The sequence below is a fragment of the Psychrobacter sp. HII-4 genome (assembly GCF_904846595.1).
In the GTDB taxonomy this organism is placed as follows: domain Bacteria; phylum Pseudomonadota; class Gammaproteobacteria; order Pseudomonadales; family Moraxellaceae; genus Psychrobacter; species Psychrobacter celer.
Window position 1 is genome coordinate 1 of record NZ_CAJHBJ010000001.1, and the last position, 18983, is coordinate 18983.

The window sequence follows — 18983 nt, forward strand, 5'->3', positions numbered from 1 at the left end:
TCAGATAGTCTTCATGGGTTAAATACCATTGATCTAAGCATTTTGTGAACGTGGCTTTATCAAGCTTAGTTAAGTCTAAAGTGAGCCGTCTAAGCTCGATACTGGCACTGTTCTTAGGTCGACGAGTAAGATAGCGAGTTATTATTTGCACTTGATGAAACTGGCACATCTGGCAAGGGGTGTGGGTGAATAGCGTACGCAGTCCTCGTCTACCATCACAGGTGATGCTTTGTATATCAACGCCTAACGATACTAGATGATCAACACCTTGCTTGTAGGCACTGTTGGTTTCATGACCCACTATCGCGTAATAAAGTACGGCTTTAGTGGTATTGTCCATAAAGACCATTAAACCAAACTTGCGACCAAAGTAAGTGGTGTCCATGATGATATTAGCAGTCTTTGGTTGCTTAATCTGATACTGGGTACTGACTTTATCTAAGCGTCTTTGAATGGTCTTGAGACTACAGTGATATTTATCAGCCAGCTGTTGGTAGGTCTGTTTTCCCTGAGTGTATTCAGTCCAAAGGGTTTGGTTATTGAGTCTTTTTCCACCTAAAAACTGCCGTCTGCAAGCGAGACATTGATACTGCTGTTTGCCAAGCTTGCGTCCATTCTTCTTGGTGTGTTTATCACGACAAAAAGGGCAGTTTTTTGATCCATGGCGTTGATTCCTTGCAAATATAGACAGTATATAGCGTTAGACCATACGCCAGCATGAAAAATGTCCATTACACCCTGATTGGGGCTTTTTGAATTTGGCGGAGACGGAGAGATTCGAACTCTCGAAGGGCTATGAACCCTTGCCGGTTTTCAAGACCGGTGCATTCAACCGCTCTGCCACGTCTCCATTGGTGCATCATTATATAGATATCATTTCATAATGCAAGCAGATAATCTAAAAAAATTAAATTAATTTATCGATGAGCACAAATCACGAATTTAATGACCGCTGGAGGCCAAATGCAAACACATATCAAGCAGTCTATTGGCATAACCCCACTCGTTGTCGTACCAAGCAAAAACCTTATACTGCGTACCGACCTGCATCAACTGCTGACCATCAATGATAAGCGACTCGGTCTGATGGATAAAATCGCTGGATACTAGTGGCTCATCGGTATAGGCCATGATATCACGCAAATGACCGTCGCTGGCGGCTGTCAGCACCTCACGAATCGCCTCAGTGCTGACAGGCTGGGTGTCAAAGACAAAGGTCACATCGATCGCTGCAACGGTGATGGTGGGTACACGGATAGAGTGACCATTGATCTTGCCGACCATCGCCGGTAATACACGCTCAGTGGCAGCGATACTGCTCGAGGTCGTAGGTATGATGTTATGACCTGAGGCACGGGCGCGTCTTGGATCTCGGTGCGCTTGATCGAGCACAGTCTGGTCAGCAGTGACTGCATGAATCTCTGTCATCATCGCGGAGGTAACGCCAAAAGCCTTATCAAGGGTATCGATCAGCGGTACCAGCGCTTGGGTGGTACATGAGACGCTCGAGATAATCGGTAGCGCCCGCGTCAAGGTATCGCTGTTGACGCCCATCACGATACAGGCATCGACATCATCAAAAGGCGCTGCACCGATGATGACCTGCTGCGCGCCCGCCTCGATATGCAGATGCGCCTGCTCATAAGAGCGAAAGTGCCCCGTACACTCCAGTACTACATCAACCCCTAACGCTTGCCATGGCAGGCTCTCGGGATCCGGCTCTGAGAGCATATTGATACAGTAAGTCAGGCTGTTTTTGGTCAGGCACAGCTGGGTTTTATTCTCATCCGTACTGGCTACCACCAGCTCAGCTGCCACGCCCAGCTGACTTAAGCGGCCATGCGCACTATCAAACTTTAATAAATGCAATAAAATATCAGCAGGTGCCAAGTCATTAATTGCCACCACATGAATCGCTCGACCCAAGACTTCAAAACGCTCTAATAAGGCGCGCAGTACATTACGCCCAATACGGCCAAAGCCATTAATCGCCACTCGTAATGGCTGGGTATGCTCGCCTGTATAAGACATCGCGGCGACGGCTGGATCAGAGGTCAGTTGATAAGTGGCGCTAGAAAAATCAGGCATAAAAACATATCGCTATAAAGATAAAAAACACGGCAAATCACTGAGACGATATCACATCATCGCCCAGCCCTATGGGGTAATAAAAATCAAGGCCAGACGAATGGTGTTGTAGTCAATGCTTTGCTTGAGATGCTCAAAGACTGGGCGCAGCTTAACACTACCATCATCATTAAAGTCATTGGGGTTGTTGGCGACTTTGATCGCGATATAAGCGGTACCTACTGCCGTCATCACCTCATCGTCTGGGCGCAGATGGTCACAGGCCAAGCTTGGGTCCTGCGCTTTTAACTCTGCAATATGGCGCATGATGGTAGATTGCGACAGCTGGCGCGCTTGTGATATCTCAGCGATAGACAAGCTCTCTTCGAGGAGCGTTTTGGTTGTCAGCAAGGTGCTTTGGGACTTATCAGCGACTTGGTTGCGGCGTTTTTGTTTTTTGTCAATCTTTGCCTGCTGCTGCTCACGGCGCTTTTTTTGTAGCGCTGCGTAGGCACCAATCACTGATTGATTCAGCGTACCGCCCGACTTTAAGATAAACTTGTCATGCGCCTGTGTCAGACTCTCTTCATTGAGCATGGCATAGTTGGCATCCGCCTCGTCGGAGAGCGCCAAAAACCGCTTGTCCGCCCCGCGTGCGAGGGGGTCTAACTGCAGACTCATCTCATTCATGCCAAGTAGCTGCAGCCCTGCTAGCGACTTGAGGCGTGAGAGCGCCACATAGCCTTGGCCCAGCTCAAAAGTGCGCGACAGATCAATTTCTGCGGCCTCTAGGGTCATGCCTTGCGATTTGTGAATGGTAATTGCCCAAGCCAGACAAAGCGGCACTTGGCTGTAGCTTGCCAGCACCTCCCCTGTCTCATCTTCGATGATCCACTCTTCTGTCTCAGCGACGACCTCACGGCCTGAGTTTAGCCGCACCACAGGCATTTTTTGCGTGGTGGGCTTTTTGGTTTTTGCCGTCTGTTTGTCTGACGTATCTGTCTTTTTGGCCGTCTCTGCGTCATCGTCTGCATCGACTTCTTCAATTAAGGCTTCGCTATTGCCCTTACCATCGTCTATCTTGACAGCGGTAAAGCCAACCAGCTCACCCATGGTGCCATTCGAGACGCCAAGCTCGGTGTTGTTTTTGATAAACATCACCTTAGCGCCGACTTTGAGCGTCAGCTCATCTTGGGTACGCACGGTCTTTTTGAGAGTGTCGACCAGCTTACTATCGCCCGTCGAGGTCGCCTCAAAACGCATCATCTCGCCATCTAGGGCGGCCAGCTCTTTATCATTGATTTTATTGACGTTGAGATTGTGAGTATACAATCGGGTGCGCTTGATATCGACGTCTTGATCATAGGTCGCCTCTAGTGCCGCAATCGCCTCAAAGGTGACTTCCTGACGGCGAATTTGGTTGAGAATGTCATCCAAATCCAGTCCACCATTGGCCGCCTCGCTCACTTGACGATGCTGCTCAGACAGATAGCAAATATGAAACTTGGCATCGAGCCATGCCTCAGACATAAAGGCAAACTTTTCGCGGTTACTCTCGCCGCGACTGCCAATCGGTGGCAGCTGAAAAAAGTCGCCGGCAACGACCACTTGGATACCACCAAAGGCACTGTCGTTTTTGCGCACGTGTTTGAGCACTTGATTGACTAAGTTTAGCTGCTTGGCATGCAGCATCGATATCTCATCGATAATAAGTACCGCTGTTTCTTTTAGGCGATCTGCCAAAAACTGCTTGCGCGATAGATTGCTCAAATCGCGCTCCGTCAGCTCATCTTTGATGCCTATTCCTGACCAGCTGTGAATGGTGGTGCCGCTCATGTGCGTCGCTGCAATGCCTGTACTGGCTGTGACCGCCACTGGCACACGGCGCGCGCGCAAATAATCAATATATTGGTTAAGAGTATAAGTCTTACCCGACCCTGCCGATCCAGTCAAAAAAACGTTTTGACCTGTTTTTAAAATATTAAGAGCAGAAGATTGACGCATATATCCAAACCAATAAGTAATAAAAGAAAATAGGAAGTAAAAATACCGCACTGCATCGCACCCAAGTGTGCGGCACTGCCATTTAATTATAACAGCTGCACTCACTTTACAAAGTACTTTAGCAGACGCCAATCGCATAACATAAAGTTATGTGATACGGAATATATCATTATAAAAAGTCATTATCACTCAACGCCAAAGCTCAGTACGATAGAGTCATAGCTTGGTTAGGAAGGCCAAATATTTATGTTTCAACCATCATAATACCCAACAAGGAGTCGTTCATGTTATACGCCTATCCCAATACTGAAAACAGTCCCGTCCAATTCCGCAAAAAATACGACAACTTCATCAATAATGAGTGGGTCGCCCCCATCGATGGTGAATACTTTGACAACCCAAGCCCCATCGATGGCAAAATCATCTGCCAAGTGGCACGCTCAAAAGAAGCCGATATAGAAAAAGCACTCGATGCCGCACATGCTGCCAAAGACGCTTGGGGCAAAACCAGTGTCGCTGAACGCGCCAACTTGCTCCTCAAAATCGCAGACAAGATGGAAGCCAACCTCGAAGCCATCGCTATCGCCGAATGCTACGAAAACGGTAAGCCTGTGCGTGAGACTTTGATGGCGGATATCCCGCTGGCTATCGATCAGTTTCGCTACTTTGCCAGTGCCATTCGCGCGCAAGAAGGCGGCATCAGCCAGATCGATGAAGACACCGTTGCTTATCACTTCCATGAGCCACTAGGCGTGGTCGGACAAATCATTCCGTGGAACTTTCCTATCCTGATGGCGGTGTGGAAAATCGCCCCCGCCCTCGCCGCTGGTAACTGTATCGTCATGAAGCCAGCTGAGCAAACGCCAGCGTCCGTGCTATTTATGCTAGAGACCATCGGTATCGCTGACATTTTGCCAAAGGGCGTACTAAACATCGTCAATGGCTTTGGCGTTGAAGCAGGTAAACCACTGGCCTCTAACCCGCGCATCAATAAAGTCGCCTTTACAGGTGAGACCACGACCGGCCGCCTTATCATGCAGTACGCCAGTGAAAACATCATTCCTGTGACGCTAGAGCTGGGCGGTAAAAGCCCCAACATCTTCTTTGCCGATGTGATGGATGAAGACGATGACTTCTTGGACAAAGCGGTCGAAGGTTTGGTCATGTTTGCCCTCAACCAAGGTGAGGTCTGTACGTGCCCGTCACGCGCACTGGTACATGAGAGTATCTATGATGAATTTATGCAACGCTGTATCGAGCGCGTCAAGGCCATCAAGATGGGCAACCCGCTAGATACTGATACCATGATTGGCGCGCAAGCCAGCTCAGACCAATTAGAAAAAATTCTCTCTTATCTGGATATCGGTAAGCAAGAAGGCGCAAAAGTATTGGTCGGCGGCGAACAAGCCAAACATGATGGCGCGCTGGGCGATGGTTATTATGTGCAGCCAACCATCTTTGAGGGCACCAATGACATGCGCGTGTTCCAAGAAGAAATCTTTGGCCCTGTACTTGCCGTCACAAAGTTTAAAGACGATGACGAAGCCATGAAAATCGCTAACGATACCTTATACGGCCTAGGTGCAGGCGTCTGGACTCGTAGTGTACATAAGGCGTATCGCTTTGGCCGTGGTATCCAAGCGGGCCGCGTCTGGACCAACTGCTACCATATTTATCCATCACACGCGGCGTTCGGTGGTTACAAACAATCTGGTATCGGACGTGAAAACCATTTAATGATGCTCGACCACTATCAGCAAACCAAAAACATGCTGGTTTCTTATAGTCCCAAAAAGATGGGCTTCTTTTAAGCCTGTCTGTCACGCACTTTATGGCAGCCGCCATAAAGTAATGAGTTGGTAGATATGATATCTATCAACTCACCATCCGCGATAAGGAGAATGCAACGTGAGTAATAAAATGAAAGCGGCCGTACTACATGAGTTCGGACAACCCTTGCAGATTGAAGAAGTGGATATCCCAACCCCAGGTGCCGGTCAGATATTAGTAAAAATGGAGGCCTCAGGCGTCTGTCACACGGACCTTCATGCCGTTGAAGGAGATTGGCCAGTCAAACCAAGTCCACCATTTATCCCTGGACACGAAGGCGTCGGTATCATCACCTCTGTCGGCGACAACGTCCATCACGTCAAAGAAGGCGACCGAGTCGGTGTGCCCTGGCTCTACTCTGCTTGCGGACATTGTACGCATTGCCTAGGCGGCTGGGAAACGCTCTGCGAGCAGCAAGAAAACTCCGGCTACTCAGTAAACGGCAGTTTTGCTGAGTATGTCTTGGCCGATGCCAACTATGTCGGTATCATCCCTGAAGGCGTCGACTCTATCGAGATTGCCCCGGTGCTGTGCGCGGGTGTCACCGTCTACAAAGGTCTTAAAATGACGGATACCAAGCCTGGCGACTGGGTGGTGATCTCAGGTATCGGCGGACTTGGGCACATGGCCGTTCAGTACGCCATTGCCATGGGCCTTAATGTCGCGGCGGTCGACATCGACGATGAGAAGCTTGAATTTGCCAAAAAGCTGGGCGCCAAAGTCATCGTCAACGCCAAAGACACCGATCCTGGCGAGTATCTCCAAGAGCAGATCGGCGGCGCTCATGGCGCCCTTGTGACAGCGGTATCGGCCAAAGCCTTTGACCAAGCGCTAAGCATGCTCCGCCGCGGTGGCACCTTGGTGTGTAACGGCTTGCCAACAGGCGAATTCCCTGTCTCTATCTTTGATACCGTGTTAAATGGCATTACCATTCGTGGCTCGATCGTCGGTACGCGCCTAGACTTACAAGAGTCGCTAGACATGGCAGCGGCAGGCAAAGTCAAAGCGACCGTCAAAGCTGAGCCGTTAGAGAACATCAATGATATTTTTGCGCGGATGCATGATGGCAAAATCGAAGGTCGTATCGTCATCGACTATAATCAATAACGGATAGTAAAATGACAGTGTTATAAACTTATTGCATAGTTATTCCAACTGTCAATTATCAGCCGAAGGTCGTATCTTTTTAGTCATATGCCAGTTGTGATGTGTCTGAAGATGATGCGACCTTTTTGATTTGACTGTGGCATACTGATACTAGAGAGCAATTATATAAACCATGGATGGGCCATAAGAAGGAGTACGATATGAAACTGGCAGCAACAGAGTCGTGTAAGGCGTTGATTGAGCTACTAAAGTCCAAGCATGGAAAGCTGATGTTTCATCAGTCAGGTGGCTGCTGTGATGGTAGCTCGCCGATGTGCTATCCATTAGGAGAGTTTAAAGTAGGCGATCAGGATGTGCTTGTTGGCGAGCTGGTAGGCTGTCCGTTTTATATGGGTAAAGCACAATTTGAGCTCTGGCAGCATACTGACTTAACTATCGATGTAGTCGATGGTCGCGGAGCAAGTTTTTCGCTTGAAATACCTGAAGGCAAGCGCTTTATCGTACGCTCTGAGGTGTGTGCGATCGATGATGAAACCGCTAAATAGATATTAGCTTACATTAACCACGCCGCGACACTTAGGAAACTGCGCGCACCCATAAAAGGACTGTCCTTTGCGTGCGCCATTTTTTGCCACACGTTTGACCATCTCACCATTGCATCTTGGGCAGGTTGGCGCGTGATCGATATTAGCGTCATAGTCTGTCGCTTTAAGTATCTCAGGTTTATTCACTTTTGGCTCAGGTTCTACAATCTCAAATGGCGTAAGAAAAACCTTATCAGCCATATCATGCGGTTTGATTATTTGCTGAGTATTCAAACTATCGATCGGTAACTCGCTAGAGTCAATCTCAGTTTGACCAGACCATCGATGCACTTCTCTACTCTTTAGGATAGTTCTATCAACGGTTTCTTTTATTATAGACTCAGATGTAGGATTCTCAGTATTCTTACTTGGGTTGCTATGCTTGTCTTTTAGATAGGCTTTGTGTTGGCGATTGGTGCGCCATGACTTGCTAAATTTATTGCTCTCGATCTGCTCGACGATAGATGTGACCTCGTCTTCGGTGAGTATTTTATCTTGCTTCTTCTTCACATAAGACACCATACCACCTGTTAACACGTGTTCGGGTAGCTCATCACGGGTTTTTAGCTCGCACTCACCGATGAAAGCAATCATTGAATGAAAGTAGCTCAGCTCCAAGCCTAATAAATCTGCAAGCGTCTTAATGTGCAAGTAGTTCTGGCGCAATGGATTTTGAAATTTGAACTTACTTCCATTTTGGAAAACTTGTGTCCACTGCTTTTGCTTCTCGCTACCATATATCCAGCCTTTATAGTTTTTGGTTTCAATCACAAAGATGCCATATACAGAGACGATAATATGATCGATTTGCGTACTGCCACTATTGGCTAATGGCAAGGTGACATTATTTAAACGATGATACACGTCTTTTTCAAGCTTGAGCCACATGGCGACGTTGATGACAGTTTCACCTAAGAAACCTTTAAAGCTGGATTTTAGGGACATGGTTTTATCTCAGTTCAATAACAAGACAAACGATCACATTTAAATAATTTATATAATGGACCTGACGTATCAGCAAGATAGACATTATAATGAAATTCTAAATATCTCATCATAGCATTTGCAAATAACTGCTAAACATTTTTCTAAAAAATTATTGTCTACGCAAACTAGAGTTTCTATCTCTGACACATCACCTTCGTTTCTAAATGTTGAACCAGCTGGTGTGATTTCAAACGGTAGATTACTTTACTTCTCCAAAAGCTTTGCGTAAGACATGCCTTTTCCATGCTTCAATACATTGATTGCGTAATAAAAATCCTCAAAACTTTCAAGTAACTCTATCTTATGATGACTTTTAAGCTTTTGTTTTAGCTCTTTAAAGGCTGAGCCTTTCTCGATTTTGAGTTCCTTTTGAACAACTGCCTCAAATAGTGAAAACATTCCTATAGCGAAAATACTTCTCTCCCACTGCATCTTTTGAAGTGTTAGTACCAACCTAGTTGAACCTAAATTTTCAAGCTCTTTACGAGTTAACTCTTCGACTCTATTAAAGTTTTCAATATTTGATTCTGTACTTTCAGATATGATTTGAATAAAGTTTTGCATCGTTTTTCTCAATATATTGAATAAAGATAAATTTTATTCTATACAGTGCATCCAGTATACTTGTTAAACTATAACTGAAATATAGTTCGTACTTACCACTAAAGCATCGCGTCGAAACACAAATTTTAGTACTAACGATAGCAATTATTTCACAACTGATAATATCGATATAAGTAGACCACATCAACAGCTCTAAAACCAAAAATTAAATCATAAAAAGAGCCACCAGATTACTCTAGCAGCTCTTTTTGGGACTCAAAAACTCAGTCTAAGCTCTGATTAATCAGACCAAACTATTTACCGCTTCAACCACAGCGTCGGCCGTAATACCAAACTCTTTATACAAATCGTTGGCTGGTGCTGACTCGCCATAAGTGGTCATACCGATGACTTTGCCATCGAGACCGACAAACTTATACCAGTAGTCTACGTGCGCCGCTTCTACTGCGACGCGGGCGCGGATGGTGGCAGGCAATACTGACTCGCGATAATCAGCGTCTTGCTCCATAAAGATCTCGGCACATGGCATAGACACCACACGTACACCAATGCCATTTTCGCTAAGCGTCTTGTGCGCTTGCATCGCAAGACCAACTTCTGAGCCGGTGCCGATGATGATGGCCTGTAGCTCGCCTTGTTCTTTGGCTAGTACGTAACCACCTTTGGCGATGTTCGCGACTTGGCTCTCATCGCGCGCTTGATGTGGCAAGCTCTGACGGCTAAAGATCAAGGCAGATGGATTGTTTGCTGACTTAATCGCTTCTACCCAAGCCGTAGCCGATTCGGTCGCATCGCAAGGGCGCCATGTGCGTAGATTCGGCGTGGTGCGTAGGCTAGTCAATTGTTCAACTGGCTGATGCGTTGGGCCATCTTCACCCAGACCGATCGAGTCATGGGTATAGACATGGATGACGCGCTGCTTCATCAGTGCGCCCATACGCACGGCGTTACGCGCGTATTCCATAAACATGAGGAACGTCGCTACGTAAGGGATAAAGCCACCATGCAAGGCAATACCATTGGCAATCGCGGTCATACCGAACTCGCGCACGCCGTAGTAGATGTAGTTGCCATCAGCATCTTTCTCGATGCCTTTAGCGCCTTTAAATAGCGTAAGGTTCGAGCCCGCTAAATCTGCCGAGCCGCCTAGTAGTTCTGGCAATAATGGCTGCAAAGCATTGATCGCATTTTGGCTGGCTTTACGGCTAGCAACATCACCACCCTCTTCTTGCGTTTGCTGAATGTAGGCTTGTGCTTGGCTAGCAAAATCAGCCGGCAATTCACCATTTAGGCGGCGTAATAGCTCGTCTGCCAGCTCTGGGTAGGCTTTTTTGTACGCTGCAAAGTCAGCATCCCAGTTCTTTTGCTGCACATCGCCTTTGGCTTTGGCATCCCACGCTTCATAGATTTCATTGTCTAGCTCAAATGGGGCATGTTTCCAAGACAGCGCATCACGAGTCAAGGCAATTTCGTCATCACCAAGTGGCGCGCCATGACTGGCTGCTAGACCTTGTTTGTTCGGGCTACCAGCACCGATAGTCGTTTTGCAGATAATTAGGCTTGGCTTAGCAGTTTCTGCAATCGCTTGCTCAGTTGCCTGCGTGATCGCATCAGTATCATGACCATCGACTTTGATAACTTGCCAGCCGTAAGACTCAAAGCGAGCTTCGGTATCGTCGGTAAACCAACCCTCGACATTTCCATCGATTGAGATGCCATTGTCATCATAAAAGAAGACCAGCTTGCCAAGCCCTAGCGTGCCAGCTAGCGAGCACACTTCATGACTGATGCCTTCCATCAAGCAGCCATCGCCCAAAAACGCATAGGTATGATGATCGACGATGTTATGGCCATCGCGGTTAAACTGGGCGGCAAGGGTCTTTTCGGCAATCGCAAAACCAACGGCATTGGCGATACCTTGGCCGAGTGGGCCTGTGGTCGTCTCAACACCAGGGGTATAGCCATACTCAGGGTGACCTGGGGTTTTTGAATGCAGCTGACGAAAGCCTTTTAGGTCATCGACACTGACGTCATAACCAGTCAAATGTAGCAATGCATAAATCAGCATCGAGCCATGACCATTTGATAAGACAAAACGGTCGCGGTTGTGCCAGTTAGGATCGGCAGGGTTGTGCTTTAAAAATTTACGCCACAAAACCTCGGCAATATCGGCCATGCCCATCGGCGCGCCCGGGTGCCCTGAGTTGGCTTTTTGAACCGCGTCAAACGACAGTACACGGATGGCATTGGCTAGTTTACGTTCGTTAATTGGGGTGGGCATAGCGTGTCCTGATATTAAAGGAAAGTTTATTTGATTAAAAAAGGTTATTGAACTGAATTTGCTTAGATATCTAAATAGGTGGCTCATTATAAACTAAGTAGCAACAATTTTCCCTGTTACTCCTAGTCCACGACTTGATCGGGTCACATAATAAAAAATCAATTGGTCGTTAACGACCTCAATATGATGCTTCTCAAACTCTCGATAGCAGACATGTTGAAGCCATTGCTTCTCTAAATAATCTGCCACTTGCTGATAGCTTACGTTATTTGCAAATTTGCAGCGTAACGTAAGCATGCAATTCGTATCATCATGGCGTTCTTGATCAAGAAAATCGCAGCCAACACTATTTTCCATACAACAGAAAGATACATTGACATCTATTTCAAAGCCTAACAAATCGTCGCCTGTACTTTGACCATAGATGAGAAATTGTGAGTAATTTAGTTCATCAACTATAGACAAAGTATTCATGATGTCATTACTCTCAGATTTCAATGCGCTCAGCACCGCCCATAAACGGACGCAATACTTCTGGAATAGTGATGCTACCATCGGCATTTTGATGGTTTTCCATCACGGCCAGTAGCGTACGACCAACCGCTAAACCCGAACCGTTTAGAGTATGAGTCAAGCTGGTTTGCTTGCCATCTTTGACTCGTGTGCCCATACGGCGCGCCTGAAAGTCGCCGCAGTTTGAGCAGCTAGAGATTTCACGATAGGTGTCTTGGCTTGGTAGCCATACTTCGATGTCATAGGTTTTTTGCGCAGCAAAACCCATATCACCAGTACACAGCTGTACCACCCGATAAGGCAGATTTAGCTGCTGCAAGATATCTTCGGCTTGACCTGTCATCGCCTCAAGCAAATCATCTGACTGCTCGCTAGTGGCTATATTGACCATTTCGACTTTTTCAAACTGATGCTGACGAATCAGACCACGGGTGTCACGGCCATGTGAGCCAGCTTCACTACGGAAGCAGGGCGTATGGGCGGTAAACTTCAATGGCAGCTCTTTGATATCCAAACGCTCGCCGCGTACCAAGTTGGTCATCGGCACTTCTGCAGTCGGAATCAGATAAAAATCCATCTCATCGTTATTGGTATGATTGGTCAGTTTAAACAAATCCTCTTCAAACTTTGGCAGTTGGCCGGTGCCTTTTAGGCTCTCGCTATTGACGATGTAAGGCACATAAGTTTCAAGATAGCCGTACTTGACCGTATGTGTGTTCAGCATAAACTGAATCAAAGCGCGATGCATCTGTGCCAGCTGCCCTTTGAGCACATTAAAACGACTACCGGTCAGCTTGGTGGCCGCTTCAAAATCCAGCATGCCCAAGGTTTCGCCGATATGGGTATGGTCTTTGATGTCAAAATCAAACTGACGCGGCGTCCCCCATTTGCGCACTTCGACATTATCATCCTCTGACGTTCCGACAGGCACATCTGCTGCTGGAATATTGGGGATTTGCATGGCCGCTTGTGTGATGCGCTCTTGCAAGGTGCGCAGCTCATCTTCTGCCGCCTTAATCTCACCGCTGATGCTTTGCATTTGGGCCAGTAGCTCGCTGGCATCTTCGCCGGATTTTTTTAGCACGCCCACTTGCTTTGCACCCGCATTACGGCGCGATTGCAGCTCTTCGGTTTTGACTTGTAGCGATTTACGCTCGGTTTCGATATTTTGCCAAAAAGCCATATCAAGCTCGTAGCCGCGAGTGGCTAGCTGCTGTTGTAAATCACTTAAATCGCCGCGTAAGAGTTTCGGATCAATCATAATAGTCGCCTGTAACGCTAAATGTGGGTAAAAGTTTAATAGGGCGTGTTGATAATCAGATCAGCCAACCAGAGCATGCTGTCAGGCCAATCCCACTAAGATAATAGACTTACATGGCCTGTTAAAGGACCATCCCATTATCCTAAAATGGTTCTGATGAGTGTCTTCATGATGCACTGATGGATATCAAGCCGCCTGATGTGCCATGCTGGTTATAAGAATATATAATAGCCGCTATGATACCAAGACCCAGCAGATTTGACCATGTTTTGCCTATATTTTGCCTATATTTTGCCTATATTTTGGCGATGTTCTCAGTGATATCGCGATAACGCCCTAACAAGACTTTAATGGTGCTATATTCACGCCGTAGCACTTGTTATGCTGGAGTGATTTTTATTTTATAAAAGTACCACCTGCGCACAGCGCATCCATAGAAATATAAGACCAATCCCGCCATCGCACCGCTTATATGTTTCATTTAAGAGCGCTTTTCGGTAAGATAAGCGCATGTCTTTTTTCTGTCTTTAGCCAAGTATGGCGACGCTGTCCTGCTTTGGCGATCGAAACCCAACGCTGTTAACACAAGTATCTGAGAAACCTCTATGGCCCTGTACCCTTACACGCTCCAACCCATCGCCTTAAACCTCACCGAGGCCGAATTTCATCAAGCACAGTATGAGCTGTTTGCCAGTGCGAGTCCCTCATTTGGTTTATCCAGTTTTAAGACCAAAGAATGGGGCGTCATGGCCGTGGTCGTGATACTAGCGATTGCAGGTTTGATGTTTGTCACGGGCTACTCTACGATTATTTTTTGGTTAATGCTGGTGGCCGTGGTGATTTATGTACTGGTGCGTACCCTTGGTTTTAAATGGTACGTCAAAAGAGAGTTTGAAAAACAAGTGGCCGATCAAGAAATGCCCGATGAGATGCGCCAGATGAAGCTGGGCGTACAAAAGCACGGACTGGTGATGGCCATGCCTGTCAATCAACCAGAGATGTTCAATAGCAATCAGATGCGCGGCATGCAGATGCGTGCAGGCCAAACTCAGCAAGCCGTCATTCCATGGACTGCTGTCAAAAGCTGGGATGAAACCGACGATTACATCTTTATGATGTTTGAGGTTAAAGGCCAACAAGGCAGCCAGATCGTCCCAAAACGCCTACAAGCGCAAAAGTTTCCGATCGATACCGTGCGTCAGCATCTCCAAGAAGTGGTACCTGTCAAAGGCTTAAACCCTGAAAGCTTGCAACCGCCTGCTTAATAATATTTTTTAGCAGCTTATGATACAAAAGCGCTCTATACCTCTAGGGCGCGCCTTGGTTCTAAATAACCAATCACATGATTAAAATTAATGAATTTAACTTATCCATGATGTTTTGCTATGATAGCCACCAGTAGAAGAAAAAAGGGTTTAGAAGTCCCCAAAAGGTGGCATGAGGACGGTACCTGCTTTTGATAGCAGATACCTTTGTTTATGATACTAGCTATCGGCCGCTTCATAGGCAACTGATAGATGTTGTGGTGCGAGTATCGCCGTGTCATTTATATTGTTATTTTTTTTGGTAAAACGGCTATATTGTATGAATGAGCATAGCCACGTAGCCTATGACTTGCTACACTCTTAGTCTTCTTTATTATCAAGCTTTTTAGTGGTTTTTTTGGTCATCTTTCTGGTGACTCAAGATTAGATACGCTACTAGGCTTTTAATACGGCTTTTTATTGAACACTCAAACTATAAGGATAATATCATGAGTAATAATGCAACCAACCAGATTGGCCTAGAAAAAGCAGACATGAGCGAAGTCATCGCTCAATTAAACAATCTGCTATCAACGTACCATGTGTTTTACTTAAATGTACGTGGCTATCATTGGAACGTCAAAGGTGAGCACTTCTTTACTTTGCACCCAAAGTTTGAAGAATTATACACATCGCTACAGTTACAGATTGATGAGATTGCTGAGCGTATTTTAACGCTGGGTGGAACACCGCTACATGCTTACAGCGATTTTGCACAACACACGAGCATCAGCGAAGACAAAAACGTCAAAGATGGTACATCTTGCGTTAAAGGCGTAGTAACTGGTTTACAAGCGCTCATTGCCGAGCAGCGTCAAGTATCGTCATTAGCAGCAGAAAGCGACGATCAAGGTACCGCTGATCTGGTTGATGAATACGTACAAGAGCAAGAAAAGCTGGTATGGATGTACAATGCATTTTTGGGCTAAGGCTATAAAATACGCTGCTTATACTTATACAAAAGCACTAAAAATATAAGTACAAAAAACATAAGCATTAAAAAAGCACCCAATGGGTGCTTTTTTTTGGTTCAAAACACTTAGGCTGCTTATTTTTGAATCCACTGACGGATTTTTTCGCGCTCCGCAGGGGTCGCCTGTAGCCATAACTGCATAAAGCTATCAAGAGTATTACCGGTTTGCACAGCCGCTGGCACAGGTTGCGCGGTGCCTGTATTGACACTACTCTGGGCCGGCTGAGTCGCTGGCTGCTCTAAAGCGGCAATCGCTCGCTGGTTTTGTAACTCGGCGTCACCTGCACCACCAAACACGCCGCCGATGGCTTTACCCAAGCCTGAGAACAGTCCGCCTTGTTGATTGCCGAGACTTTGCTGGCTGGCGATCACGGTATTATTTTGCTCTACAGCCAATGTCGGACGTTTGGCATACTCTCTCGCCGCTTCGTACGCTTCTGGCTGATTTGGCATGGTCAGACGATAGGTCTGATTGTCTGCTAATTGCGCGGTCACACTGACATTTCCTGAGCGCAAATAATCGTGCTCATCACGGCGCAAGTTGTACAAACGGTCGTATTTGGCCGTAATCGCATGCGTACCAGGCTGCAACGTAAACTTCTTTGTGAGCGGTTGAAAGGCACTCTGCTGCACTTCTTGACCATTGATGGCAGTAACCTTGATATGATCATCGACCAACAGCGTCACGGCCGCGTGCGATAGCATAGAGACAGAACCTGCCCCTATGAGCAAAGCACTGGTGGTCAGTTTTTTTAACAAAGAAGCATGTGGTTTCATAAGTGGGTCCAGTAGTCATGTGGCGTTTTAGAGAATAAAGCGGCTTGGCAAACAGTTGGCAAACAATGGGTAAAAACCGTTGTTTTTTGTATGACAGCGTATGGGGTTACTCATAACATACGCCGTTATTTATCGCGCATTCAAACTTAGAAAAAGCAATCAAACCTATTAGAAGTAAAAAACACACCGCCTAAAAGTCGAGTGGCATGGTATGTTGGTCTTGCTCTGCTGTGCTGCTATCTATTTGCGTCTCTTGAGCAATATCTGCCAGCTCAGCGGCCAGCGTTTGCTCATCGATGGTACGCAGCGCATCACTGATGACGGATTTGGAGATATTGCTGCGACCAAGATTGGAAAACATAGGCTGAATATAATTGAGCACGTCCATCATCGCACCGATACGGTGTGGCCCGTCAGTCAGCAAGTGATCGATGATACGGTCGTCAAACTGCCAGCCGCGGCGGCGCAAGATAGATTGCAGCAGCGCTTGACGGTCAGCGAAGTCATGGCCATTAGGAACCTTAAAGGTCGGCGATTGAGCCAAACGCGTCAGCAAGTCCCTTAGCCCAAAGGGTAACTCACTTGCAGGTTTGTTGGCAGCAAACAATAGCTGGCGCTGCCCTTCTCGGCTACGATTGATCAGATGAAACAAAGCCTCTTGCCACTGGGTGCTTTGCTCTAGCACCTCCAAATCATCAATGGCGATTAAATCAAAGTTTTCTAACGACGAGAGGACATGGACATCTGTATGAATCAGCTCATTGAGCGACAAGCAGATAGCCGTCTTATCCATTTCTATATACGACTCACAAATAGCGGACAACAGATGAGACTTGCCTGTCGCAGGACTGCCAAACAGGTATAACTGACCGATCAGGCCGACATGTAGCTGCCTGACTGCATCAATAATCGACATCCAACCAGGACCTGCAAAATCGCTAAGACTTGCATCGTGCTTAATGTCCAGATTGAGACTTAGCTGTGCTTCTGCCATGAATCATCAACTCGGTTTGCGTAGCGCAATCACTAAAAAGGCTAAACGACTAATATTTTTAAACTGGCTTGGGTAGCTTGTGCTTTTATGAACGCTGACCCAAGCCAACCTAGGAACGATAAATACCGTGAATACTGCGCCTATATATAACATATTTGTAAAATGACTGACAAGTCTTTTACCCTTTACTTTGCATCAATCAGCATTTACGCTCATACAATCCATGTTATAACTTTTATCACTCATCATTCGGGCGCATTCTCATCTTAAAATGGTGATAATCACGGGGTAAATCAAACACTAAGACATATGAATCATTGATCCTTAAACAATGTCAGTTGCTTGTGGCCTTTATACAGATCGGTTGAGCGATAATAATCATATAAATGGCGAAACAACACATTCAGGACAGCTGACACAGGCAGTGCAATCAGCATCCCGACAAAGCCTAATAAGCTTGCCCCTGCCAATACCGCAAAGATGACCCACAGCGGCGATAGACCAATCTTATCCCCCAACAACAGTGGCTGCAGGATATAGCCCTCTGCTGCTTGCCCCACCAAAAACGCCCCAACAATCAATGCCAAATAGGTCCAGTCTAGCCCAAACTGAAACAAACAGGCGACAATGGCCGCGATAAAACCGATACCAAACCCCAAGTAAGGCACAAAACTTGCGATACCTGCCACCATCCCGATGATCAGACCCAGCTCAAGGCCGATAAGCTGCAACTGCACCGCATATATCGCGCCCAGTAGTACCATGACCAGCAGTTGACCTTTGATAAATGCCATCAATGCACGATCGCACTCATGCGCTACCTGTAACACTTTTTTGCAATAAGGTGCTGGTATGGCCATCTTCCAAGTCTGCAACCGCTGATCCCAGTTGAATAAAAAATAAAAAGTCAAAATCGGTACCAATACGATAAGACCTGCATTGTTAATAAAACTCATACTAGAGGCGATGATTTGACTCATCATCGTACTGGCATCTGCAAACTTATAGTTCGTCTGCATATAGTCGACCAAGGTTTCAGAAAACCCTTTGGCTTCTAGCTCAGGCAAACGAATACGGCTGTTATTAGCAAACCATTCACGCACGACTTGATTGTACCAATTTAGCACCTTTGGCAGATATTCCCAAGCCGCTTGCAACTGATGCCATAACGTCGGTACCAGCCACCAAAGCAGCAGCACCATACCCAGCGTGATGGTGGCATAGACAATGATAATCGCCATCCAGCGCTTGATATATTTCGATAGGCGCTTGACCAGCGGATTAAACAAATACGCCAGTACAAAAGCAAAAACAAACGGAATAATGACTGGCATCATCAAATACAATAAAAAAAGCGCCACCACCATCGCCGCCACAATAAATAAGCGCCGAAAAAAAGGATCTATGGTTTGGTTTATCATGGTGGGTAACCCTGCGATTGGCTAATGAAAATAGTAAACAATGAAAAATAGTAAACAGTGATTGACAATGATTTTGCGTTCTATTATCGCAAAGTACAGCAAAAAATCCGTCATTTTTTGTTTCTTATATGATTGTAAGTAGTAATATGCCAGCAAAACCATATGGTGCAATCACAGGCAACAGTCACTTTTAGTCAATTCACTATAGTCATGATGTTTTATGGTTTGATAAGGGTTTTTTGGCAAGTACTAACGATCTGGCGCAAACTGATGCAAATATAGCGAATAAGTGGCAAGTTGCTTTGCGAGTCAGGGC

Annotated in this window: 15 protein-coding genes, 1 tRNA gene and 1 pseudogene; 5 read left to right on the forward strand and 12 right to left on the reverse strand. The window is 46.3% G+C overall.

Translation table 11 applies throughout. The annotated features are described in order from the left end of the window. The 4 genes and pseudogenes from JMX98_RS00005 to JMX98_RS00020 form a co-directional block, all read right to left on the reverse strand. Positions 1-385 (reverse strand): annotated as a pseudogene (locus tag JMX98_RS00005) (hypothetical protein); the annotation flags it as partial. Positions 386-759: 374 nt separating this feature from the next. Beyond that, positions 760-850 (reverse strand) — tRNA-Ser (locus JMX98_RS00010). A 92-nt stretch (positions 851-942) separates the two neighbouring features. Next, positions 943-2031, reverse strand: a complete 1089-nt coding sequence (locus tag JMX98_RS00015; protein ID WP_201584064.1) for a type I glyceraldehyde-3-phosphate dehydrogenase — start codon at positions 2029-2031, stop codon at positions 943-945. 126 nt (positions 2032-2157) lie between these two features. Continuing rightward, complete coding sequence (locus tag JMX98_RS00020) at positions 2158-4071, reverse strand: AAA family ATPase (protein WP_201583390.1); 1914 nt, start codon at positions 4069-4071, stop codon at positions 2158-2160. A gap of 284 nt (positions 4072-4355) precedes the next feature. On the opposite strand from JMX98_RS00020, the gene JMX98_RS00025 reads away from it, so the two are divergent. The 3 genes from JMX98_RS00025 to JMX98_RS00035 all read left to right on the forward strand — a co-directional run bounded on the left by JMX98_RS00025 (position 4356) and on the right by JMX98_RS00035 (position 7553). Continuing rightward, complete coding sequence (locus JMX98_RS00025) at positions 4356-5882, forward strand: aldehyde dehydrogenase family protein (RefSeq protein WP_201583392.1); 1527 nt, start codon at positions 4356-4358, stop codon at positions 5880-5882. A 97-nt stretch (positions 5883-5979) separates the two neighbouring features. Continuing rightward, positions 5980-7008 carry an alcohol dehydrogenase AdhP gene (gene adhP, locus JMX98_RS00030; RefSeq protein ID WP_201583395.1) on the forward strand — a complete coding sequence of 343 codons (1029 nt, stop codon included), beginning with the start codon at positions 5980-5982 and terminating at the stop codon, positions 7006-7008. A 200-nt stretch (positions 7009-7208) separates the two neighbouring features. After that, entirely contained in the window at positions 7209-7553 is a 345-nt protein-coding gene (locus tag JMX98_RS00035; RefSeq protein WP_201583397.1) for a DUF779 domain-containing protein, read from the forward strand. A gap of 3 nt (positions 7554-7556) precedes the next feature. Here JMX98_RS00035 and JMX98_RS00040 read toward each other — a convergent pair whose 3' ends face one another. The 5 genes from JMX98_RS00040 to serS all read right to left on the reverse strand — a co-directional run bounded on the left by JMX98_RS00040 (position 7557) and on the right by serS (position 13198). Continuing rightward, positions 7557-8537, reverse strand: a complete 981-nt coding sequence (locus tag JMX98_RS00040) for an NERD domain-containing protein (RefSeq protein ID WP_201583399.1) — start codon at positions 8535-8537, stop codon at positions 7557-7559. Between the two features lie 246 nt (positions 8538-8783). Continuing rightward, positions 8784-9143: a hypothetical protein gene (locus JMX98_RS00045; RefSeq protein ID WP_201583401.1), complete on the reverse strand. Its 360-nt coding sequence runs from the start codon at positions 9141-9143 to the stop codon at positions 8784-8786. Between the two features lie 283 nt (positions 9144-9426). Further along, positions 9427-11424 (reverse strand): transketolase, encoded by a 1998-nt coding sequence (gene tkt / locus JMX98_RS00050; protein WP_201583403.1) that lies wholly within the window; start codon positions 11422-11424, stop codon positions 9427-9429. Positions 11425-11517: 93 nt separating this feature from the next. Beyond that, positions 11518-11898, reverse strand: coding sequence for a hypothetical protein (locus JMX98_RS00055; protein ID WP_201583406.1), 381 nt, complete (start codon positions 11896-11898; stop codon positions 11518-11520). Between the two features lie 13 nt (positions 11899-11911). After that, complete coding sequence (gene serS / locus JMX98_RS00060) at positions 11912-13198, reverse strand: serine--tRNA ligase (RefSeq protein ID WP_201583409.1); 1287 nt, start codon at positions 13196-13198, stop codon at positions 11912-11914. Positions 13199-13803: 605 nt separating this feature from the next. Between serS and JMX98_RS00065 the strand changes: the two genes are divergently transcribed. Beyond that, entirely contained in the window at positions 13804-14463 is a 660-nt protein-coding gene (locus JMX98_RS00065; protein WP_201583412.1) for a YcxB family protein, read from the forward strand. Positions 14464-14951: 488 nt separating this feature from the next. Then, positions 14952-15431, forward strand: coding sequence for a Dps family protein (locus tag JMX98_RS00070; RefSeq protein WP_201583416.1), 480 nt, complete (start codon positions 14952-14954; stop codon positions 15429-15431). A gap of 119 nt (positions 15432-15550) precedes the next feature. Here JMX98_RS00070 and JMX98_RS00075 read toward each other — a convergent pair whose 3' ends face one another. The 3 genes from JMX98_RS00075 to JMX98_RS00085 all read right to left on the reverse strand — a co-directional run bounded on the left by JMX98_RS00075 (position 15551) and on the right by JMX98_RS00085 (position 18667). Then, positions 15551-16252, reverse strand: coding sequence for a DUF2057 family protein (locus JMX98_RS00075; protein ID WP_201583419.1), 702 nt, complete (start codon positions 16250-16252; stop codon positions 15551-15553). A gap of 190 nt (positions 16253-16442) precedes the next feature. Then, positions 16443-17246 carry a DnaA regulatory inactivator Hda gene (gene hda, locus JMX98_RS00080; protein WP_201583422.1) on the reverse strand — a complete coding sequence of 268 codons (804 nt, stop codon included), beginning with the start codon at positions 17244-17246 and terminating at the stop codon, positions 16443-16445. Between the two features lie 314 nt (positions 17247-17560). Continuing rightward, positions 17561-18667 (reverse strand): AI-2E family transporter, encoded by a 1107-nt coding sequence (locus tag JMX98_RS00085; protein ID WP_201583425.1) that lies wholly within the window; start codon positions 18665-18667, stop codon positions 17561-17563. Between the last annotated feature and the right edge of the window lie 316 nt (positions 18668-18983).

Bases quoted from the DNA above. Each gene is read 5' to 3' on its own strand.
- JMX98_RS00055 (WP_201583406.1), bottom strand. From the start codon at position 11,898: ATGAATACTTTGTCTATAGTTGATGAACTAAATTACTCACAATTTCTC.
- JMX98_RS00085 (WP_201583425.1), bottom strand. From the start codon at position 18,667: ATGATAAACCAAACCATAGATCCTTTTTTTCGGCGCTTATTTATTGTG.
- JMX98_RS00020 (WP_201583390.1), bottom strand. From the start codon at position 4,071: ATGCGTCAATCTTCTGCTCTTAATATTTTAAAAACAGGTCAAAACGTT.
- JMX98_RS00015 (WP_201584064.1), bottom strand. From the start codon at position 2,031: ATGTCTTATACAGGCGAGCATACCCAGCCATTACGAGTGGCGATTAAT.
- JMX98_RS00065 (WP_201583412.1), top strand. From the start codon at position 13,804: ATGGCCCTGTACCCTTACACGCTCCAACCCATCGCCTTAAACCTCACC.
- tkt (WP_201583403.1), bottom strand. From the start codon at position 11,424: ATGCCCACCCCAATTAACGAACGTAAACTAGCCAATGCCATCCGTGTA.
- JMX98_RS00075 (WP_201583419.1), bottom strand. From the start codon at position 16,252: ATGAAACCACATGCTTCTTTGTTAAAAAAACTGACCACCAGTGCTTTG.
- JMX98_RS00025 (WP_201583392.1), top strand. From the start codon at position 4,356: ATGTTATACGCCTATCCCAATACTGAAAACAGTCCCGTCCAATTCCGC.
- JMX98_RS00035 (WP_201583397.1), top strand. From the start codon at position 7,209: ATGAAACTGGCAGCAACAGAGTCGTGTAAGGCGTTGATTGAGCTACTA.
- hda (WP_201583422.1), bottom strand. From the start codon at position 17,246: ATGGCAGAAGCACAGCTAAGTCTCAATCTGGACATTAAGCACGATGCA.
- JMX98_RS00070 (WP_201583416.1), top strand. From the start codon at position 14,952: ATGAGTAATAATGCAACCAACCAGATTGGCCTAGAAAAAGCAGACATG.
- serS (WP_201583409.1), bottom strand. From the start codon at position 13,198: ATGATTGATCCGAAACTCTTACGCGGCGATTTAAGTGATTTACAACAG.
- JMX98_RS00045 (WP_201583401.1), bottom strand. From the start codon at position 9,143: ATGCAAAACTTTATTCAAATCATATCTGAAAGTACAGAATCAAATATT.
- JMX98_RS00040 (WP_201583399.1), bottom strand. From the start codon at position 8,537: ATGTCCCTAAAATCCAGCTTTAAAGGTTTCTTAGGTGAAACTGTCATC.